The 13,104-nt window shown below is 52.5% G+C and carries 12 protein-coding genes; 5 read left to right on the forward strand and 7 right to left on the reverse strand.

What is annotated here, in order from left to right; translation table 11 throughout:
* The 4 genes from prmB to hpnD all read left to right on the forward strand — a co-directional run.
* Positions 1-774, forward strand: a 774-nt coding sequence (gene prmB / locus HQL65_01140) for a 50S ribosomal protein L3 N(5)-glutamine methyltransferase (GenBank protein ID MBF0134816.1), incomplete at its 5' end; no start/stop codon positions are given.
* A 205-nt stretch (positions 775-979) separates the two neighbouring features.
* Positions 980-2,422 (forward strand): diguanylate cyclase, encoded by a 1,443-nt coding sequence (locus HQL65_01145; protein MBF0134817.1) that lies wholly within the window; start codon positions 980-982, stop codon positions 2,420-2,422.
* 18 nt (positions 2,423-2,440) lie between these two features.
* Entirely contained in the window at positions 2,441-3,319 is an 879-nt protein-coding gene (gene hpnC / locus HQL65_01150; protein MBF0134818.1) for a squalene synthase HpnC, read from the forward strand.
* A complete protein-coding gene (hpnD, locus tag HQL65_01155; GenBank protein MBF0134819.1) occupies positions 3,283-4,167 on the forward strand; it encodes a presqualene diphosphate synthase HpnD in 885 nt (294 codons plus the stop codon). The genes hpnC and hpnD overlap by 37 nt, the downstream gene beginning before the upstream one ends.
* An 80-nt stretch (positions 4,168-4,247) precedes the next feature.
* Here hpnD and HQL65_01160 read toward each other — a convergent pair whose 3' ends face one another.
* The 7 genes from HQL65_01160 to cobI form a co-directional block, all read right to left on the reverse strand.
* Positions 4,248-4,655 carry a type II toxin-antitoxin system VapC family toxin gene (locus tag HQL65_01160; GenBank protein MBF0134820.1) on the reverse strand — a complete coding sequence of 136 codons (408 nt, stop codon included), beginning with the start codon at positions 4,653-4,655 and terminating at the stop codon, positions 4,248-4,250.
* 6 nt (positions 4,656-4,661) lie between these two features.
* A complete protein-coding gene (locus tag HQL65_01165; protein ID MBF0134821.1) occupies positions 4,662-4,904 on the reverse strand; it encodes a type II toxin-antitoxin system Phd/YefM family antitoxin in 243 nt (80 codons plus the stop codon).
* A gap of 307 nt (positions 4,905-5,211) precedes the next feature.
* Positions 5,212-7,713, reverse strand: a complete 2,502-nt coding sequence (locus tag HQL65_01170) for a TIR domain-containing protein (protein ID MBF0134822.1) — start codon at positions 7,711-7,713, stop codon at positions 5,212-5,214.
* A 287-nt stretch (positions 7,714-8,000) separates the two neighbouring features.
* Positions 8,001-9,476, reverse strand: coding sequence for a cobyric acid synthase (locus HQL65_01175; GenBank protein ID MBF0134823.1), 1,476 nt, complete (start codon positions 9,474-9,476; stop codon positions 8,001-8,003).
* Positions 9,473-10,267, reverse strand: a complete 795-nt coding sequence (cobJ, locus tag HQL65_01180; GenBank protein MBF0134824.1) for a precorrin-3B C(17)-methyltransferase — start codon at positions 10,265-10,267, stop codon at positions 9,473-9,475. The genes HQL65_01175 and cobJ overlap by 4 nt, the downstream gene beginning before the upstream one ends.
* Positions 10,260-11,393, reverse strand: a complete 1,134-nt coding sequence (locus HQL65_01185) for a cobalamin biosynthesis protein (protein MBF0134825.1) — start codon at positions 11,391-11,393, stop codon at positions 10,260-10,262. The genes cobJ and HQL65_01185 overlap by 8 nt, the downstream gene beginning before the upstream one ends.
* A 118-nt stretch (positions 11,394-11,511) precedes the next feature.
* The gene (cobI, locus tag HQL65_01190) at positions 11,512-12,249 is read right to left on the reverse strand and encodes a precorrin-2 C(20)-methyltransferase (protein ID MBF0134826.1); all 738 of its coding nucleotides are present in this window, start codon (positions 12,247-12,249) and stop codon (positions 11,512-11,514) included.
* A 39-nt stretch (positions 12,250-12,288) separates the two neighbouring features.
* Between cobI and HQL65_01195 the strand changes: the two genes are divergently transcribed.
* Positions 12,289-12,828, forward strand: coding sequence for a GFA family protein (locus HQL65_01195; GenBank protein ID MBF0134827.1), 540 nt, complete (start codon positions 12,289-12,291; stop codon positions 12,826-12,828).
* The last annotated feature ends 276 nt before the right edge of the window (positions 12,829-13,104 follow it).

The following is a 13,104-nucleotide window of genomic DNA, read 5'->3' on the forward strand; positions in this document are numbered from 1 at the left end:
CCATTCGAGACGGCGGCGGATCATTATTCCCGGTTTGTCAACAGGACCGAAGAAGATGCCGTGACCGCCGTGATCGATGTGCGCATTCGTGAACGTTTGCCGGTTGCGTACATCACCCACGAAGCCTTTTTTGCGGGTCGGCGTTATTATGTGGACGAACGGGTCCTGATTCCCCGATCATGCATTGAAAATTTTTTTGACGATCCAGAGGGGTTTTCACCCTGGGTGGATCCGGCACGGGTCCGGCGTGTCCTGGATCTGTGTACCGGCAGTGGCTGTCTGGCCGTGGCTCTGGCAGAAATGTTTCCACACGCAGCCATCGATGCTGCCGATATCTCACCTGCCGCTCTGGAAGTGGCCCGGATCAATCGGGACCAATTGGGATGCAGGGAACGAATTCGTCTGTTGCAGACGGATTTGTTTCAAAATCTGGAGCGGGAGTGTTACGATCTGATCGTGACCAATCCCCCGTATGTTCCCCAGGCCACCTTCGAGGCCTTGCCCAGGGAATATCATCATGAACCGGCCATCGCCTTGCGGGGAGGGGATGACGGATTGCTTCTGGTGGCGGCGATTCTTGCCCAGGCATCGGACCATTTGACCCCCGGAGGTGTTTTGGTGTGCGAGGTGGGTGATGAGGTTGAAGAGATCATGAAAATCCAGTGGCCGGATCTGCCCGTGGAGTGGATTTTTTTTCATTTTGGTGCCAGCGGGGCGTTTGCGATTCGCCGGGAAACCCTGGCTTCCTGGCAGGAGCGACAGCGCAACAGGTGACCCGTGTCTCGCGAGTTGATGGTTTGGTTATGCGACAGGTGCTGCAAAGCCGGCGCAGCGCAACAGGTGACCCGTGTCTCGCGAGTTGATGGTTTGGTTATGCGACAGGTGCTGCAAAGCCGGCGCTTGTCGAGTCGCGGGTTTGGTCACATGTCGGGCATGGCAAGCCGGCTGGTGAGCAGTCCCTGGTCAGGATCCGGAACGGATGGAGGCGCACAAGGTTGTGCGGGAGTGGATGTTTGATATGGTATTCAACAAGTCACATCGGGATCATCCGGCCCTGCGCCTGTTGATTTCCGTTCTGACCAATGGCGTGAAGTATGTTTTTGCCCGGGATGAGGCTCGACAAAAGGAAGTCGAACGGATTTTGAAGGAACTGGCCAGAGGAGTTCCCGAAGAGGACTTGGAACCCCGGTTTTTGGAACCGTTGCGTCTGGTGGCACGTTGGCTGCGCGAAAGCGCCGAAGAGTGGGCCAGGGCCGAGCGGTTCGGCAAGGAATCACAACGGGAACTGGCCGATTTGGGTCAGGTTGGCTTGTCGGCGGATCTGGTCTGGCTGTTGTTGCAGGGTATCGGCATCCTGGGGCAGGGGGAAACCTGGATCGAGGATGGCATCCGGGATTTTCTGCACCGGGTTCAGAATGTTGGGGATCCCGTATTCATTCAGGATCTGGCCGGTTTCTGTGATCGGGTCATCCAGGAAGGCGAAAAATTGCATCAGGCCTGGCAGAAGGAACGGGAAGCCTTCGTCAACCTGATGGCGGAAGTGGCCGGGTATATCCAGGAGGTGCGACGCCAGACAGGAGGGTTGGACCAAAAGCTCGGAGGGTCCATCGAACGTCTGAAAGGATCCAGAAGCGTCACGGATCTGGTCGAGCTGCGTGAAATTCTGGTCCGCGAAGCGGAATCTCTCAAGGCCCAGACGCAACATGTCTACCAGCAGTTGTCCGAAAGCCAGCGCCAGTTGCGGGAGACCCAGGAGATTCTGACCAAGGTTTCCTGCGAATTGGCGCAAACCAAGGTGGAAAGCCTGACCGACCGCCTGACCGGGGTTCCCAATCGCCGGGCACTGGATCAACATCTGGAACGGGAAGTGGCACGCAGTCTGCGTCATAATCTTCCCTTGTCGCTGCTCATGATCGACCTGGACCATTTCAAAAATGTCAATGACAGCTACGGCCATCCCACCGGGGACAAGGTCCTCTCCGCCGTGGCCGAACAGACCCGGGGTCAATTGCGGCAATCGGATTATCTGGCCCGGTTCGGTGGGGAGGAGTTTGTCGTCATCCTGCCGGAAACCAATCTCGAATCCGCCATCAACACAGCCAATAAAATCCGGCATGAAGTGGCTTCCCTGCGCTTCAAGATCAACAATCAGCATCTTCAGGTCACCGCCAGTTTCGGCGTCTGTTCCCTGGTGGATTTTCTGGCAAAGGATGGAGCAGAAATGCAGGGAAAATTACCCGGAGCCGGTGAACAGGTACGCTGGTTGATTGAACGGCTTCTGGAGTGTGCGGATCTCGGCCTTTATCGGGCCAAGGAACGGGGACGCAACCGGGTGGAAACCGTCTTGATGAGCGAAATGGATATCAGCCTCGGCAAGGAATTGGCATCGCCCGATCCCGGCTTGAAACCCAGGGCTGGGTAACCGTGGATTGCAGCCGACATGCGCGTCATGAAACCCATCCCCGGCTCCCTGCAAAGTGATTTTCATTATTGTGCGGAGGTCGTGCGCGGGCATCCGGAAAATTTTCCGGTAGGTTCCTATCTGTGTCCGCGGCGTGTGCGTCCGTATTTGCATGCGGTGTATGCCTATGCCCGCATGGCCGACGATTTTGCCGATACCCCGGGGCGGGAGATTGGCGAACGTCTGCAACTTCTGGATGACTGGTCCAGGCGTTTGCGGCAGGCCGAGACGGGCAAACCGGATCATCCGGTTTTTCGCGCCCTGGCCCACACCTTCCAGGCCACGGGCCTGCCGACGCAACCTTTGTATGAACTGTTGATTGCCTTTCGGCTCGATGTCACCAACAAACGCTACGATACGGTCGAACAATTGGAGGACTATTGTCGCTATTCAGCCAATCCGGTCGGACGGGTGGTGTTGCATTTTGCCGGGGTTGACCAGCCTGAAGGGGTGCGGTGGTCGGATGCCATCTGCACGGCCCTGCAATTGACCAACCATTGGCAGGATTTGGGGCTGGATCCCTGGAAGGGACGCCCCCTCTATGTCCCGCGGGAAGAGATGGAACGGTTCGGGGTGGATGAAAAATGGATCCTGGAACGGCGGTTTTCTCCATCTGTGGGCAGTTTGATGCTCTACCTGGTGGAAGAGACACGCCGCTTGTTTCAGGCTGGAGATGCGCTGGTCGATCTGTTGCCCTGGCCGTTCAATCTGGAACTGGCCGTCATCTGGCAGGCCGGCATGGCGGTTTTGGACAAGATCGAGCTTGCCGGAGGCAATACGTTGCGGATGCGGCACCATCTGGAGGGCCGGGACCGGACGGGATGCCTCCTGCGGGCCGTGCGGCGGGTTTTCTTGTGACGCCAACCCGGTATTGCCAGGAGTTGACCCGTCGCTCCGGTTCTTCATTCCACGACGCCATGCGCCTTTTTCCGGCACCAAAACGGAGGGCCATGTATGCATTGTATGCCTTCTGCCGGTCGGTGGATGATGTGGTCGATTGCTGTCAGGATCCGGTTGTGGCCCGTCTGGAACTGGATTGGTGGCGGGCGGAAGTGGCGCGCACCTTTGCCGGTGTTCCGCAACATCCCATTTCCCGGGAGTTGTTGTGGGCGCACTCCAGGTTTGATCTCGATCCGGCTCCCTTTTTCGCCATCCTCGATGGCATGACCATGGACCTGGAAGGACGGCGCTTTTCCACCCTGGCCGATCTGGAACTCTATTGTTGCAAGGTGGCCGTGGCCGTGGGTCAGGTGGCGATGCGCATATTCGGTTTGGAAAAGGCCTCGCTCCACGCCGTGGAGGAGGACCGGTTTGCCCATCATCTCGGCGTGGCCTTGCAGTTGACCAATGTCTTGCGCGACGTGGCCGAGGATCTCCGCATGGGCCGGATCTATCTCCCCCTGGATATGTTGCTGGAGGCGGGGATTGCCCCGGAACGCCTGCTGGCCGGAACCTGGTTGCCGGAGCTGCAAGGGGTCCTGGCGCGTCTGGCAACCGTGGCAACAGAACATTTTCAACAGGTTGACCGCTTGGCCTCCACCATCGGACGGCGCAGGATGCGCCCGGCCCTGGCCATGGGAGCCATCTATCAACATTATCTGCACGTTTTGCAGATGCGCCATTTCAATGTCTTTGAACACCCCGTGACCCTGGGTCTCCTGCCCCGCCTGTGGATTTCCTGGAAGACGTGGTTGCGCGAGGGGTGATTCTAAACATCTTCAATCTTTTTTCAGTTTCTCGACGATCATCGTTATTACAACGGACAAAAAAGCGATAGGCAGGTATGTTATCCGTGAAAGGCCAGCGAAATTTCCCTGACAAGTTCCGAATATTTTTTCAAAATACCATCGGTAGTGAGTAGATATGCGGGAATGGACTGTGCCTGTGCCACCAACATGCGGTCAAAGGGGTCACGGTGATACCAGTCCATGTGAGAGATGGCATAACAATGTACTGAAAATACGGGCAACTCGATAAATCCTGTCTCAAGCGCCAAGCCATGAATATCCTTTGGCTCGAAGTCAAATGTTACCCTGCCAAGAGAACGCTTGATGGCAATCTCCCATATGCTCGTTGCACTGAAAAACACTGTACAAGAAGGATTTTTGAGAAATATTTGGATGTTGGCAGGAAGAACAGTAGGGTTGAGGGTTGCCGCAAGTAAAACATTAGTATCAAGAAGTGCTTTTTCCATGACATTTTATTTTCCTGTCTCAAACATGTGCTGGATCTCATCGTTATGCAGAGTAGAAAAATTTTCAGGCATGGTAAAGCGACCTTGGCCAATGCCGAGTTTACGGGGTGTTTTTTCGGGCAAAGCCAATGGAACTAAACGCGCTATCGGCCTGCCGGATCGGGCGATCAGGATTTCTTCACCAGAGGCAGCCTGGTCAACAAACCGGGAAAAATGTTTCCTGGCCTCTTGCATGTTGATGATTTGCATCACAGCCTCCTGATAAGATGATATTTTCCTGGAAATTTCAGGAATCCATGCCGATGTAACCAAGCGAATGCTATATACTTTTTCCATGGGCAGCAATAAGAATAATTCAGTCACTCTTGCCTCGTTCCCAGTATCACATTCTCAGTTATTTTGCTTGTGGCCTCGGTAAAGTCCGAATCCATGGCCACAATCTCCCCCTTCTCACCATCATCGATTGAGGGCTTGGCAAACCGGGGGCGACCATCTATGCCCTGGGTATTCTGGAAGACGTGGTTGCGCGAGGGGTGAATTCCATGAGATATCTTTGTTACCATATTTTGCATTGATTATTACTTAAAAAATTAACTATTTCTTCGTACCCTTCTTCTGTTGCCTGCTTATAATCGATACCAACAATATTCTTTAAGGATTCAGGGATTTCGCAATCGTCTAACAGGATGGGAACATACCTCTTATCTTCATTGTAAGGGTCGCGAAAATAGGCTATATTTTGCTCCATTTTCGTCCATTCCGATTTAATATAATGACAAGATAGGGCCAATAAGCACACGCGAGAATCCTTTAAGCCATTTATAATATTCTGTTCTATTTGATCCCCTGGTTTGCATATCCAAGTATCAAGCCATACTTTAAATTTATCTCCTCTGAGACGTTCTGCCAGCTTGTTGATTACCTCCTTGTTTTTGCTGCTGTAGCTTATAAATACATCGTACTTATATTGGCGGTTATCATTATCTTCATGATGTTCGCGTGCATACCAATGTTTGCCAGCAGTCATATTACTGAAATCTGGCAATTTAATGCTGTCGCTAAAATCAAACTCAACAAATTCGATAGTATCCTGCCATTCTTCCTTATTTTCTGGAAGTGGAATCAGGATATCTGATTTTTTATTTTTTATAACAAATTTTATACTTTCTTCCGGTTCTTCCTCGCGATAAAATGAAATTATTGCTTTATTGCCACCACCTCCTTTTACAACATTCTCAATCTTCATGTCGTAGAGAATTTTTTTCTCAATGATTATTCCTTTATTTCTTAAATCGGATTTACTAAACGACATGTTGACGCTTTTCCCTTTAAGATATCGCAAAATAAATTGTGCTGAAACACTTCTTTTTTTATGTAGTTCTAATTTATTTTTTAGTGATTCGTTTAAATTTTCAAAAACTCCCATCTTTTTTAAGTCATCTCCATTAAATCTATCTTCAAAAGCGGGTAATAAAAGCGTAAATTTCTTGGATATTAAGCCTATTTTTTTATAATAATCGTCTGAAAGCTTTTCAATTTCATTAATTAGTTCTTTTTTGCTATTCTTGACCAGACGATTACTATTTTTATTAATTATGAGATCGGCAATACGAGCAATCGACACGCCGCCATTATCAATAATGCTGTTATCATAAAATTTATATTCTTTGGTTAACTTTTTATATATATCAGTATCTTTAATAGCGTTATATGCAAGCCAACGGACAGAAACATTTATTTTAAAATATATAGATTTTTGTTTTAGGCTATTTTTTTCTAATTTTATATTATTCCTTACTAACATTTCGTCTGTTATTATTGGCTTTTTTTTCAACTTTGAAACTCTATTGTCGATTAATGTTTTTTGAATTCCTCCTCTCAACTCCATACGTTCTAAATCCAGTCCTAGATCTCTAACTTCTGTGTATATACCCATATTTATTAACTCTTCAATTGTGAGAATATTTATTGGATCTCGAAGATTCACTGTATGTTCTTCAAAATACTTATTTTCAATTTCCCTTGGAAATGAAAACACATTCCCTATGCTGCGTTCAAGTAATGTTTGTTCACCGTCAATATCAGTATATTTCATGTACCAAGCAAGAAAGTGATCCGGATTAAAACGCCCAAGTTTAGCATTATTAATCATGATTATCATAATTTTAATAGGAGGCATCCGTTCTTTATCTGTTGAGCTTTCAATTAATAATGATAGAGCATCAGCTATAATTATTGATTGAAGAATATCAAGCTGGTCCTGACTTGCTTGTGTAAGATAGTCATTAATATTAACGACATTCTCATCATTATCATTCTTGAGTAGCTTGTTACGAAACGTAGATAAACCACCATAGCCTTCATTACTTTCGACGTACCATTCATGGTGGGTTAATGCGGCCATGGCATCGTCATTCAGGTTGCCTTGATTTGCTTCCAGGAGGAGTTGAAATCCTTGCAAAGTATGTTTTTGAAAATCTTTTTCCTGTTCTCCAATCAATTTAATCTCACATTCCAGCAAATTTTTTGCAACATCTCTTTTTCCAACATCATGTAAAATAGCTGCCATGACGCTGCGAACTATCTTTTTTTCACTCCAATTTAAATTTTTTCCTAGATCCATAACGTTGCATCCGGTATTTAAGCTGTGAAAAGCAGATCCAGAATGATATGTATTAAGTTCAGTTAAAGCTGAAACAGCCATTGGATTAAATAAATCCAAAGCATCTTTCACTCTTCTCTCAACAAGAATCTTTGTTTCATTCAGATTTTTAATGGTTTCTTTTTTATTATCATTTGGTTTAGCGATGCTATCGATTATATCGAACATTTGATCAACATATTTGATAGTCTCAAAGATCACCTTAGCAAACAAATGGTGGGCCTTAACCTCTTTTATCCCAATATTTTTCAAGCCGTTGATCAGTTCTTCAGTCAGGGGAAGACCACGAGTGGCCAATACGATTTTTGCATGTTCTGGATGGCAGACATTGTCAGACAATACCATTCCATGTTTCAGATCATCGCAATCAATCGAATATAGCTTACCTTCATCCATACATATTGCCCCACAAAAATTACTATGAGCTTGCAGGATACGTCCACAATGGGAGTCAGCTATTAAATGTAACTCAACACGCCATTATAGATTATACAAGTGTTTTCGCAAGTTATGATAACTGTAAGCAATTGTAGTTTTTATGCATTTCATAAACTATTGACAATTAAAAATTTGCACCGAATGGAGTGAGATGTGGGCAGATTCACTATCCCTTGCAAGGGGCAAATTAAATAAAAAACTTAGTCAATAGTAATTTTATATTACAATCCAGTGCGTACTCCACTTCATGGGATCTTGGATTGCAACAGATCCAGAATTTTCTGGAAATCCAGGCCTTGTTCGAGGGTATCGGCCAGCCGGTCAAATTCGCTGTCGCGGCGCTGGGCCAGATCGATGGTTTGGGTTGTGTTCAGGCCCGCCCAGGCGAGAAGGGTCTGGCAGGCGTCGGGTTGATCAAACAAGCCGTGCAGATAGCTGCCCAGAATCTGGCCATCGGCGGAGAGGGCACCGTGGGGTTGACCATGCAAAAACAGGGCAGGGGTCTCCAGGGCCGGACCGTGGCTTTGGCCCATATGAATTTCATAGCCGGCCACGGGGGCATGGTTGCCCATGGCGAGGTGACCGGTTGTGTTGAGGAGTGTTTTATGGGGCTGGAAACGGGTGGTCATGGGGAGCCAGCCCAGGCCGGGTTCCGAACCGGGCATCCCTTCGATGCCGTCGGGATCTTCAAGGGTGGTGCCCAACATTTGAAAGCCGCCACAAATGCCGATGATCTTGCCGCCATAACGCAGATGGCGTGTGATGGCGGCTTCCCAACCATTCTGGCGCAACCAGGCCAGATCGGCCCGCACGCTTTTGCTGCCAGGCAGAATGATCAGATCGGCACCGGGAATGGGTTGCCCTTTTTCGCCCCAGAGTAATTCAATGTCTGGATGCAGGCGCAGGGGATCCAGATCGGTGTGATTGCTGATGCGGGGCAGACGGGGCACCAGGACCCGAAAACGGGATTCGGGGCCGGCTGCCGTCGGGATGGGATCACGAAAAAAACTGTCCTCGGCAGCCAGATAGAGACCGGGCAGAAAAGGCATGACGCCCAGGACCGGCTTGCCGGTCCGGTTTTCCAGCCAGCGCAGGCCCGGCTCCAAAAGGGCCGGATCCCCCCGAAACTTGTTGACGATAAAGCCGTGGACCCGATTTTGTTCGGCAGGGGTCAGGAGTTCCAGGGTGCCGACAAACTGGGCAAACACCCCGCCCCGGTCGATATCCCCCACAATCAACACCGGACAATCCACCCGTTCGGCAAAGCCCATGTTGGCCAGATCCCCTTCCCGGAGGTTGATTTCGGCGGGACTGCCGGCTCCCTCGATGATGATGACCTCAAACCGGTCCCGCAGCCGTTGGAAGGATTCCAGGGCATGGGCCATGGCGCGGGGTTTGAAGGCGCGATAGGCCTGGGCATTGAGATTGGCCACGGGTCGCCCCTGGACAATCACCTGGGAGCCGATATCGGAGTTGGGTTTGAGCAGGATGGGATTCATGTCGGTGTGAGGTTCCAGACCACAGGCCTGGGCCTGAACCGCCTGGGCACGACCGATTTCACCGCCATCGATGGTGACGGCACTGTTGAGGGCCATGTTTTGTGGTTTGAACGGGGCAACCCGCACCCCTCGCCGCCACAAGGAACGACACAAGGCCGTTACCAGAAGGGATTTTCCGGCGTCCGAGGTGGTGCCCTGGATCATGAGAATGGCGGCGCTCAGGGGGGCATCTCCAGGTGTTCTTGGAGATCGTATTTGTCGGCATAGCCCCGGGGGGTCACCATGATTCCATGTCGGGTAAATGTTTGTTCGTTGCCGATCAAAACAGTGGTCTGCATGTTGATGGCCTGAAAATCCATCTTCTCCAGAGTGGTCAGGGAAATTTCCTGACGGTCACGACAGGCGGCGGTGACCAGGGCCACCGGGGTGGTCGGGAGTCGATGACGCAAAAAAATGTCCCGGGTGCGTTCAATCTGCCAGGTGCGGCGGCCACTTCTGGGATTGTAGAGGACGGTGACAAAATCGGCGCTGGCGGCGGCTTCCAGACGTTTTTCGATCCGGGGCCAGGGGGTCAGCAGATCCGACAGGGAGATGGCGCAAAAATCATGGGTCAGGGGTGCCCCCACCAGGGCGGCACAGGCACTCAGGGCGGTGACTCCGGGGACCACTTCAAAGCGGACTCCGGTATCGGGCTGCCAGCCGGCATGAAAGAGCATTTCCAGAAGCGGTCCGGCCATGCCATAGATGCCGGCATCGCCCGAGGAGACCATGGCGACCCGTTCACCGGCCATGGCCAGCCGGCAGGCCTCGGCGCATCGATCCAGTTCCTGACGCATGGGGCTTTCGATCACCCGTTTGCCCACCAGGAGATCGGCCACCAGACGCAGATAGGTTTTGTAGCCGATCACGACATCGGCGGCGATGATGGCCTCTCTGGCCCGGCCAGTCAGGTGTTCCAGGGCACCCGGACCCAGACCGATGACGCTCAGGGAACCACGGCGGGTTTCAGGCATGGGACTCGACCTCCACCAACGGACCATGGGCTACGGCGATGGTGACATTCTTGCCATCTTCGCCACGATAGGTATGTTTGGCCACCAGGAGAGCATCGGGTTCACGTCCGGTCAACAGCAAGACGGCGGCTTCGGCAACCGAAGGGGTCCCGACATGGGCCAGCACCATGGCCGAAGGGTGCGGCACGGTCACCCGGGACAACTGCGCGGCAGTCAACAGACGCAAGGGTACCCCCAAATCACCGGCCACGGCCAGGAGGGCTGGTTCATCCCCTTTGCGGTCCAGGGTGGCCAGGGTGATCACATCTTCCAGGTACAAGCCATGGGCTGTCAGCACTTGATCAAGGGCGGTGGTCAGGGTGACGAGGCTGGTATCCCGGTCACAGCCGATGCCCAAAACCAGGGGTTCTCCCTGGCCGGGCGGGGGACGATACACCACCAGACGCCCCTGCCAAGTGGTACGTACCGCATCTGGAAGCGGGCGCTGGGTGATCCAGAGCAAGGCCTGATGCCGGGTGGGATCGGCCTGGGATATCCCTTTGATCTCCTCGATATGGGGTGGCCAGGGGTGCCATTGCTCCCGCCAGCGCCGGGTGCCGCTTTCCTGGAGCAGGGCCACCGGATCGCCATTGACGACCCGGGCGGCAACCCGGGTGAGGGTGTCGGGATCGCTCTCCATCTGCCAATGCCACGCCCGTCCCAGGAGATCGATGGCCGGCAAACCGGCCAGGTCCGATGCCGTGGTGATGACCGCCGTGGCGGCAAAAAATTCGGCCAGATGTCGGGCATGGTCATTGGCCCCTCCGACATGCCCCGAGACGACGGGAATGACAAAACGTGCCGTTTCATCAATGGCCAGAACCGCCGGATCTTCCCGCTTGGAGCGCAACGAGGGTGCAATCAGACGCACGACGATGCCCAGGGCGGCAAAAAACACCAGCGGATTGTACGTGCGCATCAAGTCAGTCATGTGTTCGCGCAAGGGGCGGGGCAGGACCTGATCCGGGGCAGTGGCCATATCGGAATTCAGGACAAACAACCGGGCCTCAGGCCACAGTTCCGTGCGCAGACGGAGGGCCTGTTCGGCACCGCGCCGGGTGACCGCCACCAGGGCCGGTTTTTTCATGGCAAGGCATCCCGTTCGACATCACGCCGGGTGATTGCCACCAAAACCGGTTTGTTCATGGCAGGAAATTCATGATCACCATCACGCCGGCGGCCAATCGCCACCAAAGCCGGTTTATTCATGGGGAGGAGTCCTCCTGTCCGGCATGGATGATCAACAAGGAGAGATAATGGACGGATTGCCCCCGCAAGGCAGCCACCTGACGCACCACCCGTTCTTCCGGTGCCCCGGCCCGCTCGACAAAAACCGTTCGCTGCAACAGGTGGCGCTGGTCGAGCAGGTCGAGCAGGGCATCCAGGACCGGACGCACCTTGAGCAGCACCACGGTTTGAAAGTCATCCAGGACCCGGCCAATTCGTTCCAGGCCGGCGGTGCCGGGCAGGATGGCCAGGGTGCCTTCGCCGGCACAGAGGGGTTCCCCCTCCAGGGCGGCGGCGGCCAATGGCGAAGAGACGCCGGGAATGATGGTGACTCGAATGGCGGGGTCCAGGCTGCGCACCGTCTGCGACAGGTAACCGAAGGTGGCGAAAAACGACGCATCCCCCTCGACCAGAAACACGACATCCACCCCTTCCTGCAACACGGCCAGGGTTTTTTGGGCGGCTGCCTGCCAATGGCGTGCCAGGGCAACCGGGTCGCGGGTCATGGGAAAATCCAGGGGGAGCGTTCGCGCCGGTTGGGCCAGACCCGTGCGTTGCACCAGGGCCAGGGCATAGCTTTCGCCATCCCGACGGCCCACCGGCCACGCCCAGCAGGGTGCCTGTTCCAATGCTCGCCAGGCGGCCCGGGTGATGAGTCCGGGATCTCCCGGCCCCAGTGATGCTGCAATCAGACGACCACTCTGTTTCACAACGATTTTTCTCCGATTTTTACATTAAACTGCGTCCAGAACACGATGCGCGGTATCGAAAATATACATGATTTGCGGTCCCGGGCAATTTTTTATACCCACCCGCAACGCCATGCGTTTCAGGTAACCCGGGCTTTCCGATATCCTGAATTGACCGGGATTCAATATTGGCCCCATTTTCAAACAGGAGATTGCCTCGTGTCCAAGACGATCCATTCAGGAAGTTGCCATTGTGGCAAAGTGCGTTTTGAAGTGGCGGGGGACATGCACCAGGTCAGACGTTGCAATTGTTCCATTTGTACCAAAAAGGGCGTCCTGCATTGGCGTGTCTCTGCTGAACAGTTTACCTTGCTGAGCGGCAACGATGCGCTCACTTTGTATCAGTCGGGAACCCGTATCGCCAAGCATTTTTTCTGTCGCTATTGCGGAATCCACCCTTTCAGTCATCCCCGGAGTGCGCCCGACATGTATTCCATCAACGTCCACTGCCTGGATGATGTGGATCTGGAACGGCCTGCCTGGAAGGAGGAACATTTTGATGGAAAAAACTGGGAGGAAGCCTTCAAAAAATCGATCGGATCCTGATTGAATGCTGATTCCAAATAATTGATTATGAAAAGACCGGCAACCGTTTGCCATTCAGTTTGAGAAACAATCTTTTTACAATGATCATTGCTCTTTGTTGCCTGATAGGGTATCCCAACTCAGGAACAAGGCTCCAGGTTGGCTTTGTCTGTGACAGACTCATTCATCCAATGACGAAATAATTCCCATCAGTTACTGAGCAGATTGAACGGGCGGGAACCATCCGGTGTTCGTAGCGATGATCATGACTGTCCTGACCAGATGGTCAAGGCAGTC

It is taken from the genome of Magnetococcales bacterium (assembly GCA_015228935.1).
Taxonomy (GTDB): Bacteria; Pseudomonadota; Magnetococcia; order Magnetococcales; family DC0425bin3; genus HA3dbin3.

Coding starts and splice junctions, on each gene's coding strand:
- HQL65_01160 (MBF0134820.1), bottom strand. CDS start 4,655: ATGGAAAAAGCACTTCTTGATACTAATGTTTTACTTGCGGCAACCCTC.
- HQL65_01170 (MBF0134822.1), bottom strand. CDS start 7,713: ATGGATGAAGGTAAGCTATATTCGATTGATTGCGATGATCTGAAACAT.
- HQL65_01145 (MBF0134817.1), top strand. CDS start 980: ATGGAGGCGCACAAGGTTGTGCGGGAGTGGATGTTTGATATGGTATTC.
- HQL65_01195 (MBF0134827.1), top strand. CDS start 12,289: ATGCGCGGTATCGAAAATATACATGATTTGCGGTCCCGGGCAATTTTT.
- cobJ (MBF0134824.1), bottom strand. CDS start 10,267: ATGCCTGAAACCCGCCGTGGTTCCCTGAGCGTCATCGGTCTGGGTCCG.
- HQL65_01165 (MBF0134821.1), bottom strand. CDS start 4,904: ATGCAAATCATCAACATGCAAGAGGCCAGGAAACATTTTTCCCGGTTT.
- hpnD (MBF0134819.1), top strand. CDS start 3,283: ATGCCTCCTGCGGGCCGTGCGGCGGGTTTTCTTGTGACGCCAACCCGG.
- HQL65_01185 (MBF0134825.1), bottom strand. CDS start 11,393: ATGAAAAAACCGGCCCTGGTGGCGGTCACCCGGCGCGGTGCCGAACAG.
- hpnC (MBF0134818.1), top strand. CDS start 2,441: ATGCGCGTCATGAAACCCATCCCCGGCTCCCTGCAAAGTGATTTTCAT.